Source organism: Vibrio gazogenes (assembly GCF_002196515.1).
GTDB lineage: Bacteria > Pseudomonadota > Gammaproteobacteria > Enterobacterales > Vibrionaceae > Vibrio > Vibrio gazogenes_A.
This window is the reverse complement of the sequence record NZ_CP018835.1, coordinates 2,494,552-2,517,209: the sequence shown is the minus strand read 5'-3', so window position 1 is coordinate 2,517,209 and position 22,658 is coordinate 2,494,552. Positions and strand designations below refer to the sequence as shown.

At 46.3% G+C, this 22,658-nt stretch carries 21 protein-coding genes; 11 read left to right on the top strand and 10 right to left on the bottom strand.

Annotation, left to right across the window (positions count from 1 at the left end):
• The first annotated feature begins 30 nt into the window (after positions 1–30).
• The 10 genes from BSQ33_RS11470 (at position 31) to BSQ33_RS11425 (ending at position 6,203) form a co-directional block, all read left to right on the top strand.
• Positions 31–903, top strand: a complete 873-nt coding sequence (locus BSQ33_RS11470; RefSeq protein WP_088134126.1) for a prepilin peptidase — start codon at positions 31–33, stop codon at positions 901–903.
• Between the two features lies 1 nt (position 904).
• Entirely contained in the window at positions 905–1,513 is a 609-nt protein-coding gene (gene coaE / locus BSQ33_RS11465) for a dephospho-CoA kinase (protein WP_021020550.1), read from the top strand.
• 32 nt (positions 1,514–1,545) lie between these two features.
• On the top strand, positions 1,546–2,286 hold the full coding sequence (gene zapD, locus BSQ33_RS11460; protein ID WP_088134125.1) for a cell division protein ZapD: 741 nt from the start codon (positions 1,546–1,548) through the stop codon (positions 2,284–2,286).
• A gap of 98 nt (positions 2,287–2,384) precedes the next feature.
• Positions 2,385–2,588, top strand: coding sequence for a DNA gyrase inhibitor YacG (gene yacG, locus BSQ33_RS11455; RefSeq protein WP_021020548.1), 204 nt, complete (start codon positions 2,385–2,387; stop codon positions 2,586–2,588).
• Between the two features lie 247 nt (positions 2,589–2,835).
• The gene (locus BSQ33_RS11450; protein WP_021020547.1) at positions 2,836–3,462 is read left to right on the top strand and encodes an RNA polymerase factor sigma-70; all 627 of its coding nucleotides are present in this window, start codon (positions 2,836–2,838) and stop codon (positions 3,460–3,462) included.
• Entirely contained in the window at positions 3,459–3,656 is a 198-nt protein-coding gene (locus BSQ33_RS11445; RefSeq protein ID WP_021020546.1) for a zf-HC2 domain-containing protein, read from the top strand. Before BSQ33_RS11450 ends, BSQ33_RS11445 begins: the two co-directional genes overlap by 4 nt.
• Positions 3,657–3,741: 85 nt before the next feature.
• Positions 3,742–4,017 (top strand): DUF2282 domain-containing protein, encoded by a 276-nt coding sequence (locus BSQ33_RS11440; protein ID WP_021020545.1) that lies wholly within the window; start codon positions 3,742–3,744, stop codon positions 4,015–4,017.
• Positions 4,018–4,032: 15 nt separating this feature from the next.
• On the top strand, positions 4,033–4,983 hold the full coding sequence (locus BSQ33_RS11435; protein WP_088134124.1) for a DUF692 domain-containing protein: 951 nt from the start codon (positions 4,033–4,035) through the stop codon (positions 4,981–4,983).
• A complete protein-coding gene (locus BSQ33_RS11430) occupies positions 4,967–5,716 on the top strand; it encodes a putative DNA-binding domain-containing protein (protein WP_088134123.1) in 750 nt (249 codons plus the stop codon). The genes BSQ33_RS11435 and BSQ33_RS11430 overlap by 17 nt, the downstream gene beginning before the upstream one ends.
• A 10-nt stretch (positions 5,717–5,726) precedes the next feature.
• A complete protein-coding gene (locus tag BSQ33_RS11425) occupies positions 5,727–6,203 on the top strand; it encodes a DoxX family protein (RefSeq protein ID WP_021020542.1) in 477 nt (158 codons plus the stop codon).
• A gap of 88 nt (positions 6,204–6,291) precedes the next feature.
• Here the strand turns inward: BSQ33_RS11425 and parC are convergent, their stop codons facing one another.
• From parC to nudF, 6 genes are all read right to left on the bottom strand, one after another.
• Entirely contained in the window at positions 6,292–8,583 is a 2,292-nt protein-coding gene (parC, locus tag BSQ33_RS11420; RefSeq protein WP_088134122.1) for a DNA topoisomerase IV subunit A, read from the bottom strand.
• Positions 8,584–8,585: 2 nt separating this feature from the next.
• The gene (parE, locus tag BSQ33_RS11415; RefSeq protein ID WP_021020540.1) at positions 8,586–10,466 is read right to left on the bottom strand and encodes a DNA topoisomerase IV subunit B; all 1,881 of its coding nucleotides are present in this window, start codon (positions 10,464–10,466) and stop codon (positions 8,586–8,588) included.
• Between the two features lie 245 nt (positions 10,467–10,711).
• Positions 10,712–11,296, bottom strand: a complete 585-nt coding sequence (gene yqiA, locus BSQ33_RS11410) for an esterase YqiA (protein ID WP_088134121.1) — start codon at positions 11,294–11,296, stop codon at positions 10,712–10,714.
• A gap of 41 nt (positions 11,297–11,337) precedes the next feature.
• Positions 11,338–12,159, bottom strand: coding sequence for a 3',5'-cyclic-AMP phosphodiesterase (gene cpdA, locus BSQ33_RS11405; RefSeq protein ID WP_088134120.1), 822 nt, complete (start codon positions 12,157–12,159; stop codon positions 11,338–11,340).
• Between the two features lie 12 nt (positions 12,160–12,171).
• Positions 12,172–12,630: a DUF1249 family protein gene (locus tag BSQ33_RS11400; RefSeq protein WP_021020537.1), complete on the bottom strand. Its 459-nt coding sequence runs from the start codon at positions 12,628–12,630 to the stop codon at positions 12,172–12,174.
• Entirely contained in the window at positions 12,618–13,247 is a 630-nt protein-coding gene (gene nudF, locus BSQ33_RS11395) for an ADP-ribose diphosphatase (RefSeq protein WP_021020536.1), read from the bottom strand. The genes BSQ33_RS11400 and nudF overlap by 13 nt, the downstream gene beginning before the upstream one ends.
• Before the next feature lie 233 nt (positions 13,248–13,480).
• Between nudF and tolC the strand changes: the two genes are divergently transcribed.
• Positions 13,481–14,788 carry an outer membrane channel protein TolC gene (gene tolC / locus BSQ33_RS11390; RefSeq protein WP_021020535.1) on the top strand — a complete coding sequence of 436 codons (1,308 nt, stop codon included), beginning with the start codon at positions 13,481–13,483 and terminating at the stop codon, positions 14,786–14,788.
• Between the two features lie 109 nt (positions 14,789–14,897).
• Here tolC and hldE read toward each other — a convergent pair whose 3' ends face one another.
• The 4 genes from hldE to BSQ33_RS11370 form a co-directional block, all read right to left on the bottom strand.
• Positions 14,898–16,328, bottom strand: a complete 1,431-nt coding sequence (gene hldE / locus BSQ33_RS11385) for a bifunctional D-glycero-beta-D-manno-heptose-7-phosphate kinase/D-glycero-beta-D-manno-heptose 1-phosphate adenylyltransferase HldE (protein ID WP_088134119.1) — start codon at positions 16,326–16,328, stop codon at positions 14,898–14,900.
• Positions 16,329–16,405: 77 nt separating this feature from the next.
• Positions 16,406–19,252 (bottom strand): bifunctional [glutamate--ammonia ligase]-adenylyl-L-tyrosine phosphorylase/[glutamate--ammonia-ligase] adenylyltransferase, encoded by a 2,847-nt coding sequence (gene glnE, locus BSQ33_RS11380; protein ID WP_021020533.1) that lies wholly within the window; start codon positions 19,250–19,252, stop codon positions 16,406–16,408.
• Positions 19,253–19,416: 164 nt separating this feature from the next.
• Positions 19,417–20,673 (bottom strand): methyl-accepting chemotaxis protein, encoded by a 1,257-nt coding sequence (locus tag BSQ33_RS11375; protein ID WP_021020532.1) that lies wholly within the window; start codon positions 20,671–20,673, stop codon positions 19,417–19,419.
• Between the two features lie 329 nt (positions 20,674–21,002).
• Positions 21,003–22,523: an inorganic triphosphatase gene (locus BSQ33_RS11370; protein ID WP_021020530.1), complete on the bottom strand. Its 1,521-nt coding sequence runs from the start codon at positions 22,521–22,523 to the stop codon at positions 21,003–21,005.
• Positions 22,524–22,658: the final 135 nt, after the last annotated feature.

Sequence of the window (22,658 nt, the reverse complement as noted above, 5' to 3'; positions counted from 1 at the left end):
GGATTATCGAATAACATTGAGCACAGTTGAATGGATGCATTTTTGATTTATCCTTGGTTATTTCCTGTTTTTGCGAGCCTCTTCGGCCTTATCATCGGCAGTTTTCTCAATGTCGTCATCTATCGTTTACCACGAATGATGGTCACAAGCTGGAAGCAAGAATTTGCCGAAGCTTTCCCCGAGTACGATATTCCTTCACCAACGAAGAAGGAACGGATTTCACTCAGTCTCCCGGCATCATTTTGTCCGCACTGCCATCACAGAATCCGGATTTGGCATAATATTCCACTGTTTGGCTGGTTATTACTCGGTGGTAAATGTGCAGATTGTGATGAACGCATATCGATACAATATCCGCTGGTAGAGCTCTTGACGGCGCTGGCAAGCTGCATCATCGCGATTCATGGCGGTATGACTTATTACACGCTGGCATTACTTATCTTTACTTACATCAGCATTGCCGCAGCATGTATCGATCTCAATCAGATGTTACTTCCTGACAATTTAACACTCCCGTTGATCTGGCTTGGACTATTACTATCACTGACCCACATCAATCCTCTGCCTTTATCCGATGCGGTAATCGGCGCGGTTGCCGGCTACTTATCTCTCTGGTCGATTTACTGGGTGTTTAAACTGCTGACCAAAAAAGAAGGCATGGGATACGGTGACTTTAAATATCTTGCAGCCTTAGGGGCATGGATCGGCTGGCAAACGTTACCGATGGTCATTTTGTTATCCTCGGTGATTGGCATCATTTTAGGTGTCACACTACTGTTGATCAGAAAACAAGGTCATCAGACGTTTCCATTCGGCCCTTCTCTGGCAATTGCCGGATGGATCTGTCTCCTCTGGGGCGATCCCATGATGAGCTGGTATACATCAATCGTGTTAGGAGCGTAATATGACATTCGTCGTCGGGTTAACCGGAGGCATATCGAGCGGCAAAACAACGGTGGCCGATCTCTTTCATCAACACTTTGCGATTGATATCGTTGATGCGGATGTCATTGCCAGAGAGGTGGTTGCCATCGGAACGACGGGGCTGGCTGCCATTACAGAACATTTCGGCCAAACCATACTCAACCATGATGGCACATTAAATCGCTCGCGGCTCAGAGAAATTATTTTTGCCGATCCCGATGAAAAATCATGGCTGGATCAATGCCTTCATCCGATGATCAGACAAAAGATGAAGCGTGCACTGACTCATACCACATCTCCCTACGCATTGTTAGTGATCCCACTCTTAGTCGAAAATCAGCTCCAGTCGATGGCTGACCGAATTTTAGTCGTTGATGTAGATGAAACGATACAAATCCAGCGCACAATGCGCCGTGACGGAATCAGTTATCCGCACGCTCAGAATATACTTTCTGCCCAAGCAACAAGAGCTGAACGCCTTGCAGTGGCCGATGATGTGATTAACAATAGTGCAGAAAACCATCAACTTCTGCCTCAAATCACAGAATTGCATCAAAAGTACCTAGCCATGAGCGGCAGAAATTTGTGAAAATAATACGGATATAAATAAAGGCTAGCGAAATGACGATCCATCAATTCGAACATCCCCTGAATGAAAAGACTCGAATTTATCTGAGAGTCGAAGCCCTGCTGGCCCAACTTCATCGTGCATCTCAATTTGATGATGGTGACCAATATCAGCTTTTTTTCCGGGCATTATTTGACCTGCTTGATATTTTTGAACAAATTCAGCTCCGCAGTGAACTGGCAAAAGATATCGAAAAGCAGCGTATCATGTACCGAAATTGGCTGAATGTTGACGGCGTCGATCAAAATACATTACTGGCGTTACTGAGAGAAGTTGATGAAGTCCATTCAAATCTGATGAATTCAGAACGCTTTGGTGTTTCTCTCAAAGAAGATCGCTTTCTGCTCTCCGTCCGTCAGCGATTCAATCTTCCCGGAGGTTCATGCTGTTTTGATCTGCCAGCCCTGCATTACTGGCTCCATACACCGACGGAACAAAAACAGCAGGATGCTTCAACTTGGCTCCAAACCCTGAAACCACTCTCATCAGCATTAAGCCTATGGTTGAAACTCGCTCGGGAAACCGGTCTGTACCGGGCTTATACCGCAAAATCAGGCTTTTATCAGAGCGATGCTGAGGATGCCAATATTCTCCGCCTGATGATTCCTCTGGAATATGGGGTTTATCCTATGATTTCAGGACACAAAAATCGTTTTGCGATAAAATTTATTGAATTTGAAACGAATCAAGCCAGCACCTGTGATATTCCGTTTGAACTGGCCGTTTGTTGCTAACAAATGATGTTATTAACGAGCTATGTTATTAACGTACGATGTTATTAACGTACGATGTTATTAACGAACTAGGCTGCTCACCAACTATATAGAGAATTATGACGAATCCAAAAATTACCACGGTTCAATGTCCTCAATGTGGCAACGCTGTTATTTGGGGGGAGCAAAGCCCCTTTCGACCATTTTGTAGTAAACAATGCCAAATGATCGACTTTGGCAGTTGGGCAAATGAAGAAAATGTTATCCCCAGCGCATCCGACATATCTGATACGGATGATTGGTCAGAAGACGACCTCGATTAACCTTCACATCCGCCCTCAATCGGGCGGATGTCTTTATTTTTCCTATCAATTTCCCGCTTTCTATTGCTCTCTGCTCAGACATAATTCAGCACAGGTTCACTCTTCAGCGCTCCCTTGTAATTGAAATACGCAACGCGACGACAGCATACAGCGTTGCTGTCAGATCGATAAAAATTAAAAATGGGTTGTAAGGAATTGATTCAAGATTCGTCTAAACTAACAGAGTTCCTTTCTATTGAGATATTGAATGACATTAGCTGACTCAGAGATTCAACCCAACACACATTCACGCCGCCTCTTTGATGATGAGCAGTTTATCCAACCATTAAGACAGCAGATGTTGAAATTTGCCCGGTTGCAGGTTCAAGACGAGCAACTGGCCGAGGACGCCGTTCAAGAAGCGATGATAGCCGCATATCAACATATCGATAAGTTTGAACAGCAAGCGGCGTTGAAAACTTGGATTTTTGCCATTCTCAAAAATAAGTTGATCGATTTACTGAGAAAAGAAAAACGTTCCACTGCTGCGAGTCAGCTTGAACAAGGGGACGGTATTCAAGGTGATGCCTTGATTGAAAAACTGTTTGATCAACATGGTCACTGGCATAAGCATGAACGTCCGGTGAAATGGCAACAACCTGAGAATTGTATTGAAAACGAACACTTTTGGCGTGTGTTCGATGCATGTCTGAATGCTTTACCGGAACGCTACAGTCGACTATTTATGATGCGAGAGTTCCTTGAACTGGAAACCCCCGAGATTTGTCACCATGAAGAGATATCGGTCAGTCACCTGAATGTCACGCTCTACCGTGCTCGTCTCAGACTCCGGGAGTGTTTAGAAAATAACTGGTATCTGTCGGAGGAACGATGATGATGAACTGTAAACAAGCCACACGCCTTCTTTCCGAACGCATGGAGCGCACACTGACAACCAAAGAAAAATTAGCCCTACGTCTTCATACAAGCATGTGTAGCAGTTGCCGCCGCTTCGGTAATCAGATGGATGATATCCGTTTATTATCAAAGCGTTACATGAGTGCCGAATTAAAAGATAAAGAAGAATAAAATTTTTTCCATTTTTTGTGTAATACCGACCCCTGTTCATCCGTCGAATAGGGGAATTAGACAGTACACTTGTGAGGAAAACACTATGAACACATCAAAAACATCTCTTGCTTTCGCGCTGACAACTGCGGTTGCACTTTCGGCAGTAACATTACCGGCCCAAGCGGCCAGTAAAGAAAAATGCTATGGCGTCTCGCTTGCCGGACAAAATGATTGTAAAGCTGGCCCCGGAACCTCTTGTGCCGGGACATCAAAAACAGACTATCAGGGAGATGCCTGGAAGTTTGTTCCTAAAGGAACTTGCATGGAGATGAAATCCGAAACCTCGCCGACAGGCCATGGTCAGCTCAAAGCATTCTAAGTCGGGGGGGTCACGATGATTCAATCTCATCTAACCCAATCTACCGAAGACGTGCAAACGTCTTCGGGCTTTCCTCGCCTGAGTGGGGTGAGCTTAAAACCCTGTCACTATCAGACAATTTTGACACAAAAACCGTCAGTCGGTTTTTTTGAAGTCCACGCTGAAAACTATCTCTCCGCCGGAGGGCCTAACCGCTACTATCTGGAAAAGATTCGGGAACATTATCCGCTCACCGTTCACGGGGTTGGCCTGTCGATCGGAGGCGAGTCACCATTAAACCGAGAACACCTGAAGAAGGTCGCTCAACTGGTGGAATGGATCGAACCGCTGGTCTTCTCTGAGCATTTAGCTTGGTCCAGCCATTGCAATCATTTTTTCAACGACTTGCTGCCACTGCCTTACACGGAAGAAACACTCCGACAAGTTTGTGCGCACATTGATCAGGTTCAGGAGCAACTGAAACGCCCGATGCTGCTTGAGAATCCATCCACTTATCTGCGTTTTAAAACAACCACGATGAGTGAGCTGGAATTTATCTCGACGATCATCGAACGGACCGGTTGCCAGTTGTTACTCGACGTTAATAATGTTGCCGTCTCCTGTTTTAATCATCAGCAGAATCCTTACCAATATATCGATCAATTTCCCGGTCAGGCTGTGCGACAAATTCATCTGGCGGGATATGCCATTGACCAGAATGAGGTGGTTCCACTGAGAATCGACAGTCATGATCGAGAAGTCACTGACGATGTTTGGCAGCTATATCAATATACCTTACAGCAGTGGGGAGATAAGCCCACGTTAATTGAATGGGACGGACAACTGCCGGAATTCGGAGTGCTTCAACAACAGGCCACTATGGCAGATCAGATCCGAACTCATATTCACGGTGCTTTTCAATCCAAGTTAAGCCAATCAAATTCAGGCCAACCAGAGTCAGGGGCAGACCATGCAACAGCAATTTAGCCAGTCGATCCTGATGCAAAACGACGAAGTGTTGCCACAAATCGACGCCATTTCAATTGCGGAAAAGCAAGCTCGCTTCGCTGTTTACCGCAATAATGTCTATCATTCACTGACTGAAGCGCTGGAAGAGATCTACCCAGTGTGCCAGCAGCTTGTCGGTGACGATTTTTTTCGAATACTGGCAGGTCATTTTATTCAACATTATCCGCCAGCATCGCCCGTTTTAAGCGAATATGGTGAACATTTTGCTGAATTTTCCAGCACCATCCCGCAGCTTTCATCATTGCCTTATTTCAGTGAATTAGCCAAGTTGGAATATCAATTACTGCAATTGACCCACTCAGCGGATAGCCCGGTGCTCTCCATCACTGACATTCAAAACCATCTGGCAGAATGCGCCGATCCGACGCAATCAATCTGGCAACTCACCGAGCCCTGTCTGTTATGGCAAACATCTTATGCGGTCGGGTTAATTTATCAGGCCCACCAGCCAGATTCAGGGCTCATACTTTCGGATATTCAATGGGATAAAAGTGAGTACCTACTACTCACTAAAAGAGAGCACTATGGGGTGTTCTATAAGCTTTCTGCGGATGAATTCCATTTACTTCAGCAGTTACAGCAAGGTGTCACGCTAGCGCAAGCGAGTCAGGCCATCGCACCTGCTCACTTCCCAGCGTTATTTTCAACACTCTTACAAAAACCCATTATTCGCGCGATTTTGCCACAATAGGAGCCTGTTTATGTCACTGCCATTGCTGAAGAAAATCTCGGCCTCTCCGTGGACAGCGTCGATCATTTTATTGCTGAGTCGTTTCGGTCTTGCTGCAATTTTCTGGCTATCCGGACAAACCAAAATTGAAGGCTTCGCGTTCAATTTGATATCCGGCCCAATTCATCTGGGTTGGCCGACGATCAAGGACAGCACATTTACCCTATTCGAATATGAATACAACCTGCCGATCATTCCTTATATGTGGGCCGCTTATCTGGCCACCATTGCCGAACATCTACTGGCCATATTACTACTCACCGGATTGATGACTCGCTTTGCCGCACTGGGTATTTTTGTGATGACGCTGGTGATTCAGCTTTTTGTTTATCCGGATGCTTATCCGACACATGCAACCTGGCTGGCGCTGAGTGCCTGGATTATGTATCAGGGTGCCGGGGCAATCTCATTAGATTCTTTGCTGCGCTTTCGCCGCCGCCATGATTAGGTTCATCAGTAAAAATTGATCGATAAAAAAACCGGGCAAGATTCATTGCCCGGTTTTTTTTACATGTCAGTAAAGTCGATTGATTCAATCAAGCATTATCATTGCCAGATGTTTGCCCATCGTCCTCAGCTACGACGTCTTCGATATCAATGCGGGTCACTCGTTGCAGACCGCGTGGCAGCAGAGAACCTCTCCGGCCTCGTTCACCACGGAAGTTGTCCAGATCGTCATGCTTCAGCCCGAGCTTACGCTTACCGGCATAGATCGTCATTGCAGCCCCTTGCGGCAGAACCATCAGATGAGAAACAAATTCTTCTCTTTCTTTGGCTTTCGCCGAAGGAATATTAATGATCTTGTTACCTTTACCTTTACCCAATTGCGGCAAATCTTTTATCGGGAATAACAACATGCGACCTTGATTGGTGATCGCCAGAATTTCATCCGATTCTAAATGGTTCAACGGTTGTGGCGTCATGATCAGTGCGTTATCCGGCAAATTCACCAACGCTTTACCGCTGCGGTTCTTGGAGAGAAAATCACTCCCTTTACACACAAAGCCATAGCCGGCATCTGACCCCACCAGCCACAGTTGATCATCTTCTCCCATGACCACCTGACGGACTTGCGTACCTTCAGCGATATTCAAACGACCAGTAATCGGCTCCCCCTGAGAACGCGCGGATGGCAAGGTGTGCGCTTCGAGTGAATAACTGCGCCCGTCACTGCCAAAGAACACCGCCTGCTGATTGCTTTTCCCACAAGCATGAGCCAAGTATTGATCACCCGATTTATAATTCAGGCCCTGGCAATCGATGTCATGGCCTTTGGCGTGGCGAATCCAGCCTTTATCCGACAAGATCACCGTGATCGGCTCACTCGGGACCAGTTCTCTTTCTGTCAATGCTCTTGCTTCAGCTCTTTCAACCAATGGCGAACGACGATCATCGCCATATTTCTCGGCATCGGCTTTCAACTCTTTTTTCAGCAGCGTATTCAAACGACGCTCTGAACCAAGTAGCTGCTCTAATTTATCCCGCTCTTTTTCCAGCTCATCTTGCTCAGCGCGGATTTTGAATTCTTCCAGTTTCGCTAAATGACGTAAGCGCGTATCTAAAATCGCATCCGCCTGAATTTCTGAAATCCCGAACCGAGCCATGAGAACTGCTTTCGGCTCATCTTCGTTGCGGATAATCTCGATGACTTCATCAAGATTCAGGTAGGCGACCAGCAAACCTTCAAGAATGTGTAATCTTGCCAGAACTTTATCCAGTCGGTACTGCAAGCGACGTTTGACCGTATTGCGGCGGAACTCAAGCCATTCGGACAAGATTTCCACTAAACCTTTCACCTGAGGACGATTATCCAGACCGATCATATTCAGGTTCACACGGAAGCTTTTTTCCAAATCAGTCGAAACGAACAGATGGTTCATCAAGACGTCACAATCGATTTTTTTCTTACTCGGTACAATCACGATGCGCGTCGGATTTTCATGATCAGACTCATCACGCAGATCTTCGACCATCGGTAATTTCTTCGCGCGCATCTGGCTGGCAATTTGCTCTAACAGTTTCGCGCCGGAAACCTGATGAGGCAGAGCGGTGATAACAATATCCCCCCCCTCTTTATGCCAAAGCGCCCGCATTTTGATACTACCGCGACCCGTTCGATATATTTTTTCAATATCGGTACGAGCAGAGACAATTTCCGCTTCCGTCGGGTAATCTGGCCCCTGAACATAACCCATGATCTCATCTAGACCAGCCTGAGGTTTATCAATGAGATGAATCACAGCATCGGCGATTTCCCGAACATTATGTGGCGGGATGTCTGTCGCCATCCCCACGGCAATCCCTGTCACGCCATTGAGTAAGATATGTGGTAAACGTGCCGGCAGCATTTGTGGCTCATTCATAGTGCCATCAAAGTTTGGCTGCCATTCAACCGTACCTTGTCCAAGCTCGCTCAATAGCACTTCCGAAAAACGGGACAGTTTGGCTTCGGTATAACGCATCGCAGCAAACGATTTCGGATCATCCGGTGCCCCCCAGTTCCCTTGACCATCCACCAGCGGATGACGGTAAGAGAAAGGCTGAGCCATCAGAACCATGGCTTCATAACAGGCCGAATCCCCATGGGGATGATATTTACCCAGCACGTCACCGACGGTCCGAGCCGACTTTTTATATTTGGCCGAAGCCGATAACCCAAGCTCCGACATTGCATAAATAATACGGCGCTGAACGGGTTTCAGACCGTCACCAATGTAAGGCAGTGCACGGTCCATAATGACGTACATCGAGTAGTTCAGGTATGCGTCTTCCGTAAATTTACGTAACGGCAGCTGTTCTACTCCGTCAAAACTGATTTCTGTTGCCATGTTTATACCTCTGCCAAGTCACCGTTGTGTTGCAACCAAGACCGTCTGTCGTCAGCTCTTTTCTTACCGAGGAGCATATCCATCATCTCATCAGTCGCTTCAACATCGTCGATCGTGAGTTGGACAAGACGGCGCGTATTGGGATCCATGGTTGTTTCACGTAACTGAAGTGGATTCATCTCCCCCAGTCCTTTAAAACGCTGCACGTTGATTTTGGCTTTCTTCTGACTTAGGCGTTCGAGTACGCCATCTTTTTCCTGATCATCCAATGCATAGTAGACCTCTTTCCCGCAATCGATTCGGTAAAGCGGAGGCATCGCGACATAGACATGTCCGGCACGGACCAATGCCGGGAAATGGCGCGTGAATAGCGCACACAGTAGGGTCGCAATATGCAATCCATCCGAATCCGCATCCGCGAGAATACAGACTTTACCGTAACGCAGGCTGTCTAGGTCATCGCTGTCAGGATCAATCCCCAAAGCCACAGAAATATCGTGCACTTCCTGTGAAGCCAGAACCTGATCGGCTGACACTTCCCACGTGTTAAGAATTTTCCCCCGCAGTGGCATCACGGCCTGAAACTCACGGTCTCTGGCCTGTTTCGCGCTCCCTCCGGCAGAATCCCCTTCCACTAAAAACAGTTCGGTACGACTCAGGTCTTGTACCGTACAGTCCGTCAGTTTCCCCGGCAGCGCTGGCCCCGAAGCTATTTTTTTACGGACAACTTTTTTACTGGCTCGCATCCGGCGATGGGCATTGGCAATACAAACCTCTGCCAATTGCTCCGCCAGTTGGGGTTTTTCATTCAGCCATAAACTGAATGCATCTTTGACGACGCCGGAAACAAATGCTGCGGTTTGACGCGATGATAAACGCTCTTTGGTTTGACCGGCAAACTGCGGATCTTGCATTTTGACAGACAACACATAGGAACAACGCTCAAAAACGTCTTCACCGGTGAGCTTGACGCCACGCGGTAATAAGTTACGGAATTCACAAAACTCACGCATGGCATCGAGTAATCCCTGACGCAATCCGTTGACATGTGTCCCGCCGAGCGCGGTCGGAATCAAGTTAACGTAACTTTCGGTGATCATATCACCACCCTCAGGTTGCCAAATGACAGCCCAAGTCGCCGCTTCAATTTCTGCTTTAAACTCACCGGTAAAAGGTTCTTCGGGCAACAGCGTATACCCTTTCACACCTTCCGCCAGATAATCTTTCAGACCATCTTCGTAGAACCAGCGGTAGTCATTGCCATTCACTTTATCTTCGAAGGTGATTTCAAGACCGGGACATAATACCGCCTTGGCACGCAGGTTATTAATCAGTCGAGTAACTGAAAAATTACCGGAATCAAAGTAGGTACTATCCGGCCAGAAGTGAACGCTGGTTCCTGTATTTCTACGACCACAGGTGCCAGTCACCGTCAAATCAGAGACTTTATCACCATGCTCAAACGCAATCTCATAAACTTGTCCGTCACGCCGGACGGTTACTTCGACACGTTTGGACAGGGCATTAACAACCGAAATCCCCACCCCGTGTAAGCCACCGGAGAACTGATAATTTTTATTGGAAAATTTTCCTCCGGCGTGAAGCTTACACATGATTAGCTCAACGCCTGAGACTTTCTCTTCTGGGTGAATATCAACGGGCATACCTCGCCCATTATCGAACACTTCCAGAGATTGGTCAGAATGAAGAATAACTTGTACCTTCGATGCATAACCGGCTAACGCTTCATCAACACTATTATCAATGACCTCCTGACCTAAATGGTTCGGACGTGCGGTATCGGTATACATCCCAGGTCTGCGACGTACTGGCTCTAAACCATTCAATACTTCGATGGCACCAGCATTATATTGTTCAGTCATATTTCGGGATGCTTATATCAATCAATGATTCTAACTTTGCGCTCAATCTGCAAACATTTCGAGACTATTTACAGTTGTCACTGAAAAAAGTTTATTTGTATGGAACTCATCATACGTGGGAAATGATAGGAACTTCAATCTGCCCCTTTCCCAACGATGTTTGAGGTATAGTCTGGAAGAGAAGGCTTTCTGTCAAGCCTCAGTCTGGCTTCGGCCTTAGTTTCTGACACTTTTCTCAATGCATGTCAAAGTTCCAGAAATTCAAGAATAGCAGCTGCGTAGCGTTCAAAGCCAACAAAACTGTGATCGCCGCCCTGTTCTACGATTTGTCGGGCATCGCGGAATTTTTCAACAGCCTGACGATAATCAAGCACTTCATCACCCATTTGTTGTAACAGCCAAAACTGGTTTGGGTCAGGCAGAACCTCAATATCCAGTGCTTTAAGCTCCTCAATATGACAAGCCTCTAGCGTATACTTTTCATGGGTGTATGGATTCACTTGTTCGCCAAGATAGTCTTGTAACAATTCGTAAGGGCGAACGGCTGGATTGATAACCACAGCTTTGAGATGAAACTGTGAATTCAACCAGACAGACAAATATCCCCCGAGCGAACTGCCCACCAAACCAATGCGATACGCTTGCTGTTTCTCTCGAATCAGTTCGGCAAGCATCTGGGCAGCGGCTTCAGGAAAACAAGGAAGCTGAGGCACGATCACTCTCATGTCAGGACGATAATCACGACAGTATTGCTGCATAATCATCGCTTTATGAGATAAAGGAGAACTGTTAAAACCGTGAATATAGATCAATAGAGAAGGTTTACGCATGGATTGCCTCATCTTCTGTTCACACAGGTCATTCGCTGTTATCAGTATCCGTTTGCTGAGAAATCAGGTAAGAAAAGACCTTGCTTCACACGACCAACCTGTGTCGTCAGTTGTCCGTCAGGATGGAGTTCTAATTCACGCCAGCCGGGAGAGACCAGATCCAGCGCAAATTCATTAGAATGCGGTTTAAACTGAACACAAGTTGAGGGCGTAGACATCACCTGAATCCCATGATAATCACGTTCCATCACCTGATGGACATGACCACATACTACACCTTTAACGTGAGGGTATTTCAGCACAACCTCCCAGAATGAATCACTGTTTTTCAACGTATGCTGATCCAACCAGCGACTGCCGACTAACAGCGGGTGATGGTGGAGTAAGATAAGCGTATGTCTTGCTTGCGTCTCACGTAACATGTCATCCATCTGTTGAAGCTGCTCAGGACTGATGTACCCATAAGGCACTCCGGAAACCTGAGAATCGAGCAAGATCATCTGCCAGTGGGGCCCCAACGTCACATGCCTCGGCTGGATAATTTGAGAATTCGCCAGAACGGTTTTCATTGCGGTCTGCTCATCATGATTTCCCGGCAGGCACAGACAAGGCTTCTGTAACGGCTCAATGCTGTCGACAAACAGCTGGTAAGACGCTTCTGAGTGATCCTGAGAGATATCACCTGTCGCCAGAATGAGCTGATAATCAACATTCCTTGCGATAACTTCTTGTATGACCGCTTTAAAACTATTTGCCGTATTGACGCTGAGCAGACTGCCCTCATCAGAAGCAAACAAATGAGTATCGGTCATCTGAAGCAGTTTTATACTATCAAGATGTTCGGTGTAAAACGATACGTCCAAATCTACTTAACCTTATGAAGATGATCGATCTCGGATATTAATCGGTGCACGAGTAATACCATGCTTTAAACAAAAGGTCAGCCAATCCCCCAAAAAACGGTTGGTCTGAGCCTTTTCATCTTTTTGTACCATGCTATCGTTCGGATAATCGTAACGAGGCTTTAATCGGTGTATCTGTTCAGCACTGCATACTTCAGCAACTCGCGCATCATGATATAACCTGACGGACATGGTCGGTAGAGGAAAGACAGCGACATCATCACTCTGACATATCTTGACCAATGTTGTATATTTGGTCACTTCCATCACTTCGAGTTGATAATTCATCCGCAAGGCTTGGTAACAACGCACATCCTCAGCGCTGTGCATTGATGGCAACAACGCATTCAGTTTCGCATAGTTTGTTTCATAAACCCGCATCAATTCCGGCAAGTCAACATGATACGGCTTTTTCATTGCTACTTCTGCCATTGTGTCTTCAGTTCTTCCCAATTTAATGCCAACCATTGTAACGCGATAATGGAGGCGCCATTTTCAATCTTACCCGTTTTCACCCAGTGATAAGCCTCTTCCCGGCTCAACACATGAACACGAATATCCTCATCCTCCCCGTCCAGCCCATGAATCCCATGCGCTTTAGAGGCGTCGACTTCACCAACATAGACGTCAATCATTTCATTGCATCCACCAGATGAAGGATAGTATGACGTCACCGGAACAACCTGTTCGAGGTTGAGGCCAGCTTCTTCAACAGCTTCGCGGCGAACCACATCTTCCGAAGATTCACCGTCTTCGACAATCCCGGCAACCACTTCAAACTGCCATGGATGCTGGTTTTCAAGTGCGCCAACACGGATTTGCTCAATTAAGACAACTTGATCAAGCACCGGATCATAAGGAAGCACTGCGGCAGCACGCCCCCGCACAAACATTTCCCGTTCAACAACCCGGCTCCAGCCACCTTCAAACTGTCTATATTTGAAATAATACTTTACCATTTTGAAGAAGCCGTTAAAAAGTGTCTCTTTTTTGACAACCTGCAAATCTTGAGTAGAAAATTGTGTCGGCTCTTTTCGTGATGATCGCATTCTTTCTATTCTCCATTTGAATCTTTAAATTTAACCATGTAAGGGGTTACTCACCAAGGATGCAGCTCAACTTTTTATATAAAAATTACTAAAATAGTTAAATTAAGTAATTTGTTTACTATACAGATGGATAATTAACCAGAAAAATGACAAACTCCCTGAGCACTTCTTAGCAAATTTAAGTTAAACTATCGAGCGCAATCTCTCATGACAATATTGCAGGAATAGGAAGAATGAAAAAACTGCTCCCACTATGCGTCAGTATCACCCTGGGAAGTCTGTCCCCAATCGTTTGGGCAGATACCCTTGCGGAAATCTATGACCAAGCCAAACAAAATGACCCCCAGTTGCTTAGCGCTGCGGCACAACGAGACTCAGCCTATGAAGCAATAAAGTCAACTCGGGGAGAACTATTACCACAAATTAATCTGACAACAGGTTACAACGTCGTCAGCAGTAATAAAGACGTTGCAGACAGCAAACTGTGGTCTGCAGGTGTGACTTTATCTCAGACGCTTTATGACAGAAACAGCTGGCTGAATCTGGGAATTGCTGAGAAATCAGCACGACAAGTCGATTCTCAATATGCACAGACACAGCAAAATCTTATTTTACGTGTTGCTCAAGCCTACTTTGAAGTGCTGAGAGCCAAAGATAACCTTGCTTTTGTGCGTGCTGAAAAAAATGCGGTCGCTCGTCAACTGGAACAGACCAAGCAACGTTTTGAAGTCGGTTTATCTGCGATTACCGATGTCCACGATGCTCAAGCCCAATACGATAGTGTACTGGCTGATGAGGTTTTAGCTGAAAATAGCCTGACCAACAGTTACGAAGCTATTCGGGAAATTACCGGTCAGGAACATCACCAACTCAGCTCATTGGATACCGATCGTTTCTCTGCCAGTAGAATGGACAAAACGATGACTGAGCTGGTCAATGAAGCCCAGAAGAAGAATTTATCGCTTTTGACGGCCAGAATCTCGCAAGACATTGCGCGTGAAAAAATTGCTTTAGCCAGTTCAGGGCACTTACCGAACCTAAGTCTGGATGCCGGTTATAGCACCAAGCATGAATATGAGAATTCCAACGCGAATTATAACGCTTTCGATCCGATCAATAATGTCAGTGTCGGTGTTAACCTTTCGGTTCCGCTTTACACCGGTGGTAAAATTACTGCGGAGACCAAGCGGGCGGAGTATGGTTTAACACAAGCCAGTGAAGATCTGGAAGCAAGTTATCGTAGCGTCGTGAAAAACGTTCGTGCATACAATAACAACATCAATGCTTCTATCGAAGCTATCCGGGCTTATCAACAAGCAGTCGTGTCGGCAAAATCAGCACTCCAGGCCACTGAAGCCGGTTTTGATGTCGGAACCCGGACCATCGTGGATGTCTTGGATTCAACCCGCCGCCTCTATGATGCCAACAGAAATCTCTCGGATGCACGTTATGACTACATCCTGAATGTACTTCAGTTAAAACAGGCAGTCGGAACGTTAAACGAGCAAGATATTCTCGCTATCAATGCGGGTCTGAAATAAATACTGGTCTGAAATCATTCAAGGCACATCAAACAGCCTGTGATATTGACCAAAAAGCCAGCGTGAACGCTGGCTTTTTTATTTGAATGCTGTCATTTATAGGGGGCTTTTAACCACGGCCACCTTTAATGGCTTCAATAATTTCAGAGGTCGAGCAGCCGTCTTCAAAGTTCAGTACTCGCACTTCACCACCCGCGTCAATGACTTCCTGACCACCGGCAATCTCTTCTGGACGATAATCGCCACCTTTGACCAGTAGATCAGGTAATACAGTCGCAATCAAACGTTGTGGTGTATCTTCGCTGAATGGGACAACCCAATCGACGGCACCTAACCCAGCCAGAACGGCCATGCGACGATCTGTCGGATTGACCGGACGACCCGGCCCCTTCAGTCGCTTCACCGACTCATCGGTATTCACTGCAACAATCAGACGATCTCCCAACTGTGCCGCATGATTGAGATAAGAAACGTGGCCGGCATGAAGAATATCGAAACAACCATTGGTCATCACGACTTTCTCACCACGGGCCTGCGCTTTTTTAACCGCTTCAATCAGTGTTTTCTCATTCACAACCCCGAAATCAGTGTCCTGACTCCCATGAATCGCTTCTGCCAGTTCAATCGTCGATACGGTTGATGTCCCGACTTTACCCACAACGATCCCGGCTGCCGCATTTGCCAGCGCACACGCTTCATCCAACGGTTTGCCAGCAGCAACCGAAGCTGCGAGAACAGAAATCACCGTATCTCCAGCCCCCGTCACATCATAAACTTCCTTCGCCAGTGTCGGTAAATGAAACGGTTCATAACCACGACGCAACAAGGTCATCCCATGCTCACTGCGCGTCACTAACAATGCGTCGAGTTCGTATTGGTCTATCAGTGCAAACCCTTTGGCAACCAGCTCATCTTCTGAATGAACCTTACCGACAACCATTTCAAACTCAGCCATATTCGGGGTTAATAGTGTCGCGCCACGATAGCGTTCGAAATCTGCGCCTTTCGGATCAATAAAGACAGGTACACCGAACTGTTTCGCTTTCTGGATAAACTGCTGTACATGCTCCAGCGCACCTTTGGCGTAATCAGAGAGGATAACAGAACGCACCTGAGGGAGAGAACTTTCCATCTGTGACAGCACCAGCTCGGGGTCGGTATTCTCGAATTTATCTTCAAAATCAAGGCGGATTAACTGCTGACCACGACTTAAGACACGTAACTTAGTGATCGTCGGGTAAGACGGTAAAGCCACAAAGTGGCAATGAACATTTAATGAAGTCAGCTTTTCTTCCAAAACTGCGGCAGGCTCGTCTTGGCCGGTTAATCCAACGATATGTGCCTGCCCACCAAGCGATGCAATATTCATCGCAACGTTTGCAGCCCCGCCCGGGCGTTCCTCATTGTGTTCGACTTTCACAACTGGCACCGGGGCCTCCGGTGAAATTCGCCCGGTCGGACCATACCAATAGCGGTCCAACATCACATCACCAACAATTAAAACACCTGCTTGGTTATAGTCAGGTAGAATTGGCTTCATTAGAAATCTCCAGTTTTTCGATTTGTTCAGAGTTTATCACAGCCCAATCACAGGCTGAATAACCACGCTCCGAGATATTATCCCAGCCACTGTTGCCAAGCTTGAATCACCACTTCACGTTCTGTCGAGAGTTTATCCTGACTGACATCCGCCTCAAGATTCAGCAAATTACGATGATGAATCTGATCTCTCATGGTGGTATAAGCTTCTGTGAGTGCTTGCATCTGTTCCGATGACATCATTCCGGTCATCATTAATGACTCGAAAATTCTGACATTATCCGACCACCGCGTCAGCTCGGGATGCTGGCGGCTATAGCAAAGCACTAAATACTGCGCTAAAAATTCAATATCTGTGATACCGCCTCGGTCCTGCTTAAGCATAAAACGGCCCGCTTTTTTCTCTGCAAGGTGCTGACGCATTTTCTCTCGCATCTCAACCACTTCTCGTTTCAGCACGGCTTCATCTCTGGCAAGACTCAATACCTGATGACGCGTTTGCACAAAGGCCTCCGACAGTGGTTCATCGCCATAAATCATGCGCGCTCGCACAAGGGCCTGATGCTCCCATGTCCACGCTTCCTGATGCTGATATTCGGCAAAAGCACTAACCGGTGCCACTAATAACCCCGAAGCACCAGAGGGTCTGAGGCGCATATCAACCTCATATAAAATACCGGAAGCGGTTCGCACCGAGAAAATATGAATGATGCGTTGTGCCAGACGTAAATAGAACTGGCGACCATCAATTTCTTTGTGGCCATCAGTATTAATATTGGCCGGACAGTCATGGAGAAAAACCAAATCCAAGTCGGAATTGTAACCCAGTTCCCATCCCCCGACTTTACCATACCCAATGACTGCAAACCCTTTGCCATCACGCTGATTCAGATGCGTCGGCTCACCATATTTCTCTTTTAATTGTTCCCATGCCTGATGAACAACGGCTTCAACAATCGCTTCCGCCAAATAAGTAAGGTGGTCACTCACTTTCATCACTGGCATGACGTCCGCGATATCAGCTGCGGCAATGCGCAGCAGACAAATCTGCTTAAACTGACGCAGCCCTTCCATTTGCTGCTCCATATCATCCTGAGGAATGCGAGCCAGAAAATCTCGCAGTTCCACGCGATATTGATCCAGTGGAATCGGATGATAAAGCTGATGCGGATCGAGTAATTCGTCGAGCAAAATGGGATAACGAGCCAACTGTTCAGAAATCATCGGACTCGCAGTACATAAGCGGGTTAACTGCATCAGTGCAGCGGGATGCTCATCGAGCAATTCCAGATAGGTGGTTCGGGTAGCAATTCTTTGTAACAGATACAAAACCCGGGGGAAACCAAACTGAGCGTCAGGGTGACGGAAAATAGCCTGAAACACTTTTGGCATTAAATGATTCATCACTTCCCGGCCACGAGGCCCCAACGTTTTTTTAGCCAACTCAGTCTTAAATTGCAGCAGTACATCCGCCACCTTACTTTCAGCCGTTAAGGCGAGATCTTTGTCGAGAATATCGGCGACAACTTCCGGTTTATTCGCCATATCCCAAAGCTCTTGATACACCGGCTCAACCGGCGTTTCTTCACTATCATCTTCATCACCGATCAAATCTCTGAAAATTTGATGTACACGGTGCATATGCGCCTGAATATCCTGAAGGAGCTTCTCCCAACTCTCTATCCCTAAAGCCGTCACGAGGCGCTGCTGGGAAGATGAATCATCAGGCAAGGTTTGCGTCTGCTTATCCGCCAAGGCTTGAAGTAGATTTTCTATGCGTCTTAAAAATAAATATGCTTGTTGCAGCGAAGTCACTTCGCGCTCACCGAGCAGCCCTAACGTCAGAATCGCGTCCAGTGTTTCTAATAAACCACGTTTTCGTAGCCCCGGTTCACGTCCTCCCCGGATCAATTGAAATGATTGGACAATGAATTCGATTTCCCGAATACCGCCCGCACCAAGTTTTATATTATTCACCAATCCCCGCCGACGAACTTCACTTTGAATCATCGACTTCATCCGGCGCAGCGATTGAATCGCACTGAAATCAATGTAACGGCGAAACACGAAAGGACGCAGCATCTGTCTCAGCTCCTGATAGCATGCATACATTTCGCGCCCCATCACGCGTGCTTTCACCATCGCATAGCGTTCCCAATCTCTTCCCTGTTCCTGATAATAATCTTCTAATGCTGCAAAACTCATCACCAACGGGCCACTATCCCCAAAAGGTCTGAGCCGCATATCAACGCGATAACAAAAACCGTCGGCTGTTTGTTGATCAAGACTTTTGATGATTCTTTGCCCCAGCCGCGTAAAGAATTGGGCATTCGCAATGCTTTTTCGCACCCCTTGCGTTTCACCGTTATCCGGGTAGGCAAAAATCAAATCGATATCGGAGGAAAAATTCAGTTCACCACCACCCAGTTTCCCCATACCGATAATTAACATGGGCTGCGTCTCTCCCGCTTGATTAACCGGCGTTCCCCAAAGCTTGCAGCAAAGTGCGTACTGCCATTGATATGTTTCAAAGATCAATGCTTCCGCCAATTCAGAGAGATGGTGCAAACTCTCTTCAAGTGACCAGTCCGCCAGAAAATCGCGCCAGGCAATGTAAAACATTTCCCGATTCCTCAGCGCACGAAGAATCTGTTCTCCCGCAGCTTCATCCGGCTCTGAGACCAACTGCTGCTGTAACTGCTGCCGATAACTATCAGCCCGGGATAGACTCTCGATCATGGTCGGAAAAATTTCACACAATTGCGCGTCACGCATTAACGCTTCATGAAGGAAATCACTCAATCCCAACACATATTTCAGTTGTTCGGTCAAAGGCAAGGACCAAGATAAGATCACCGGATGTTTTTCCGTCAATTGCTGATAGTTAAAATCGGATAGCGCTTGAAGTTCAGATGGTAATTGCATTCGCAGCCTCTTAGGATTGGTGCCCCACAAAACGGATGATTAAAAACAGCCCACTTGAAAATATGATGGCAAAAAAAACGCCCACTTGAAGAGATTGTGCTAACGTGATTCAACCACGACAGTTCAACAGCCTCTCAGTGAGCGCTTACCATTTCAAAACAAGATCAGACTTTGAATGACGTTATCTTCTGATCCAGTTCCCCAGCATTGTTCTGCATAATTTCAGAAGTTTCCAGCAACTCACCGACCACAGAAACTGAAGCTTCAACCAACTCACGGACATTGGTCAGATTCTGATTCATTTCCTCGGCAACACCACTCTGTTGACCGGCAGCACTGGCGATTTGGAAATTCATATCATTGATTTGTTGAATTTGTTCAACAATACCGTCCAGTTCATTGCCCGCATTCGCGACCAATTCCACACCGTCAGCCGCTTCAACAACACTCTTTTCCATCAGTTCTACAGCTGAATTTGCACTGCTTTGCAACTGAGAAATCATCTCCTGAATCTCAACCGTTGCCTGCTGAGTTCTCTGAGCAAGGTTACGAACTTCGTCAGCAACGACGGCAAACCCCCGGCCAGCTTCACCGGCACGCGCGGCTTCAATCGCAGCATTCAGTGCTAACAAATTAGTCTGTTCGGAAATACTTTGGATCGTACCAACAACACTACCGATGGCGACAACTCGTTCCTCAACCTGATTAACGGCTTGTGCAGATTCAGAAATATCAGAGGAAAGATCGCGCATTTTCAAGACTGTTCCTTGAACAAACTCCTGCCCCGTTTTAGCACGAGAAGAGGCCTGTTCAGTCAATGATGAGGCACTTTGCGCATGATCAGCAACCGTATGAACCGTAGACGACATCTCACTCATTGCTGTCGCTAATTGATCAATTTCATTGAACTCTTCTTGTGCCGAGTCTTTGGTCTCGGACATACTAATGGTCATCACTTCTGTCAGCCCCGATAATTCCTGAGAGCTGGTGATTTGCAGTTTAATCATGTCTTGCAACTGACGGCGCGTTTTCTCAAGTTCTCTGGCGACATCACCGTATTCATCTTTACATTCCATCTCAACTGGCTCAGATAAATCTCGGTTTGCCATGGTTTTAATTGCATCGCTGATAAACTGCGTTTGTCTTAACATCACTCTCGCTGCAAACAGTAACAGCACGATGAATACAACAATTAACAGTAACGTTTGCCAAACAACTTGCGTGATATAGGCTTCATAGTTCTGTTGTGCGACCTCAACATTGTGTGTGGCGTCTAAAAGAGCCGAGTAAAATACACTGGCATCCCAGAGTTGTTTTGCAACTATCAATATTGTACTGAATACCATCAGCATCACCATCTTGGGAACAAGACGAATATCCGTAATTACCCGTTCCCAAGGCTTAAAGGCCAGTTTTGTCATGATCCGTCTCCACTAAGTCCTAATTTCCCTAATTTTCCTAATTCAATCATTCTCGCTAAATCACTATGTATTATTTTTATAGTTGCAATAAAAAAGAGCATACCAAAATTCATCTTCAAACATTATGAAGGCCATCAACAACAGCGTAGATACCCTCATTTTTTCAAGGCTATCCACACTGACAAATTGATTTGGAACTCAAACGATGACAATTATATCGACTCATCGGAGCTGTTCTATAGTCTTTTCTTCATGTTAAATATGAAAAAAGACAAGCGGCGGGGATCATCGACTGCACCATCCCGACGCAGCGATGCGGTTTTCTCAGGTTATACATGTTTCCAATAAGGTGTCACGGCCATACTGATGTTTCTGGTTTGCTCCATGGCATGCAGGATCGAGTTTTCCTGACGAATCAACCAGCGTTTTAATTGCTCTTGCTGCTCGCCTTCAAGCTTGTCAACCTGCTGCTCTAATGGTTCAAGCGTTAAAAGATCATCAATCCCTTGCAATAAGTCAGCCCATGGCAATCGAAACGACTGGCGTTCACTTTCATTATAAAGACTGGCAAATCCAATACCGGTATATAAATTTCTCATCAGGCAATACTGCTGAATCAAATAATCCTGTTTGGAAAACGACTTATCCGCAGGAAACGCGGCTAACAACTCATTCCAGGTTCGCTCCAGTTGCTCGGCTGAAAACGGCTCAATCGATTCTGCCATCATGACTCGGGATTTATCATTGAGAAAAGGCTGCCACCCTTTGGTCAAAATCCAACGACTCAAGTCAAGAATCAAACCGACATAACGAGAGCAATAAAATAATTTCAACATATCTTGTGTTGACGGTAAGTCATCCCTCAAGGTCCGAAGCTCCGACAGTAAAAACTTTCGAGCGTCCAACTTGCGCAAAATATGGCCTTTGTCTTCACAGAGATAATTGAGATAATTGGACATCTTCAGCCAAGACAATTCCTGCTCCAGCCATTTAAGCTCTTGACGCAGGATCGCACTTGCACGCCGAGGCACGATATCACTATAAACAGCAAGCGTCTGACGAATAAAACAAATTGCATAACGTATTTCATGCAACGCTTCTACCGATGCCTTTTCGACATAAATCTGTTCATGATAATGCCAATGCTCTAAAGCATGTTCCAAAGAATTGATAAAGCAAGATTCAACCGAGTCATTGGCTGTTGTTTCAACCAAAGCTAAAGGCTTGGTTTCATCACCCATATATCCGAAAGCCAGTCGATAACCTCTGGCAGCCTTACTTAAATTTCCGAGACGAACGCCCCCTTCATCACTCAACGTTCTTGCCAGAGAAAACAGCGCGTCGGTCTGACCGGATTTCAGTTCCAGTTCAACCTCACAAATCGGGTCTTCCAACTCTCCGGCAACCACTTTCCCCTGATCGAAAGCGACTTCAATTTGACTGCCGTCAGGCATACCAACCAGCCACTGTTCACGTGTAAAATCAGTTGAGAAAAGAGGAAGAAGCTCTGCTTCCAGTTGCTCGGCACTGCGGTCTTCGGGCCAGATATCTTGGGGGTGGAGAGAAAGAGAGGGGGTATTGCTATCGTGTTCGGCATTGTATTCCGGTCGCTGATGTAACCCAGCAACAACCCGTCCAGCGGTTTTCACCGTCTGCACGTACACACCATCGCAACATCGGATTCGCAGACCGATATCATGTTGACGCAACCAATTGTCAGGCGTATCAAAATATATATTCTCTAATTCACGGCAACGATGCTGTAAAATTTTGGTCTCGGCAATCTTACGACGCAAAACATCTGAATATTCAGGAGAAACGAAAAACTTCAGCTCTATCTCAGTTTCCATAACAATACCTTTCGTGGCAGATAGCGACAGGATATTGCCAATTTCGGACAGGAGCAAGTGAGAAATAACATATCATTCATGCGCTAAAATGGTTTTAAAGCACCGTCGAATGAGTTACCATGCGCGCCTTTATAG

What these genes read in the sequence shown, in the direction of transcription:
- coaE (WP_021020550.1), top strand. Translation starts at nt 905, where the DNA reads ATGACATTCGTCGTCGGGTTAACCGGAGGCATATCGAGCGGCAAAACA.
- BSQ33_RS11435 (WP_088134124.1), top strand. Translation starts at nt 4,033, where the DNA reads ATGATTCAATCTCATCTAACCCAATCTACCGAAGACGTGCAAACGTCT.
- BSQ33_RS11430 (WP_088134123.1), top strand. Translation starts at nt 4,967, where the DNA reads ATGCAACAGCAATTTAGCCAGTCGATCCTGATGCAAAACGACGAAGTG.
- BSQ33_RS11445 (WP_021020546.1), top strand. Translation starts at nt 3,459, where the DNA reads ATGATGATGAACTGTAAACAAGCCACACGCCTTCTTTCCGAACGCATG.
- nudF (WP_021020536.1), bottom strand. Translation starts at nt 13,247, where the DNA reads ATGCGATCATCACGAAAAGAGCCGACACAATTTTCTACTCAAGATTTG.
- parC (WP_088134122.1), bottom strand. Translation starts at nt 8,583, where the DNA reads ATGGCAACAGAAATCAGTTTTGACGGAGTAGAACAGCTGCCGTTACGT.
- BSQ33_RS11450 (WP_021020547.1), top strand. Translation starts at nt 2,836, where the DNA reads ATGACATTAGCTGACTCAGAGATTCAACCCAACACACATTCACGCCGC.
- BSQ33_RS11375 (WP_021020532.1), bottom strand. Translation starts at nt 20,673, where the DNA reads ATGACAAAACTGGCCTTTAAGCCTTGGGAACGGGTAATTACGGATATT.
- BSQ33_RS11440 (WP_021020545.1), top strand. Translation starts at nt 3,742, where the DNA reads ATGAACACATCAAAAACATCTCTTGCTTTCGCGCTGACAACTGCGGTT.
- yqiA (WP_088134121.1), bottom strand. Translation starts at nt 11,296, where the DNA reads ATGCGTAAACCTTCTCTATTGATCTATATTCACGGTTTTAACAGTTCT.
- hldE (WP_088134119.1), bottom strand. Translation starts at nt 16,328, where the DNA reads ATGAAGCCAATTCTACCTGACTATAACCAAGCAGGTGTTTTAATTGTT.
- zapD (WP_088134125.1), top strand. Translation starts at nt 1,546, where the DNA reads ATGACGATCCATCAATTCGAACATCCCCTGAATGAAAAGACTCGAATT.
- BSQ33_RS11370 (WP_021020530.1), bottom strand. Translation starts at nt 22,523, where the DNA reads ATGGAAACTGAGATAGAGCTGAAGTTTTTCGTTTCTCCTGAATATTCA.
- glnE (WP_021020533.1), bottom strand. Translation starts at nt 19,252, where the DNA reads ATGCAATTACCATCTGAACTTCAAGCGCTATCCGATTTTAACTATCAG.
- parE (WP_021020540.1), bottom strand. Translation starts at nt 10,466, where the DNA reads ATGACTGAACAATATAATGCTGGTGCCATCGAAGTATTGAATGGTTTA.
- tolC (WP_021020535.1), top strand. Translation starts at nt 13,481, where the DNA reads ATGAAAAAACTGCTCCCACTATGCGTCAGTATCACCCTGGGAAGTCTG.
- BSQ33_RS11425 (WP_021020542.1), top strand. Translation starts at nt 5,727, where the DNA reads ATGTCACTGCCATTGCTGAAGAAAATCTCGGCCTCTCCGTGGACAGCG.
- BSQ33_RS11400 (WP_021020537.1), bottom strand. Translation starts at nt 12,630, where the DNA reads ATGGCAGAAGTAGCAATGAAAAAGCCGTATCATGTTGACTTGCCGGAA.
- yacG (WP_021020548.1), top strand. Translation starts at nt 2,385, where the DNA reads ATGACGAATCCAAAAATTACCACGGTTCAATGTCCTCAATGTGGCAAC.
- BSQ33_RS11470 (WP_088134126.1), top strand. Translation starts at nt 31, where the DNA reads ATGGATGCATTTTTGATTTATCCTTGGTTATTTCCTGTTTTTGCGAGC.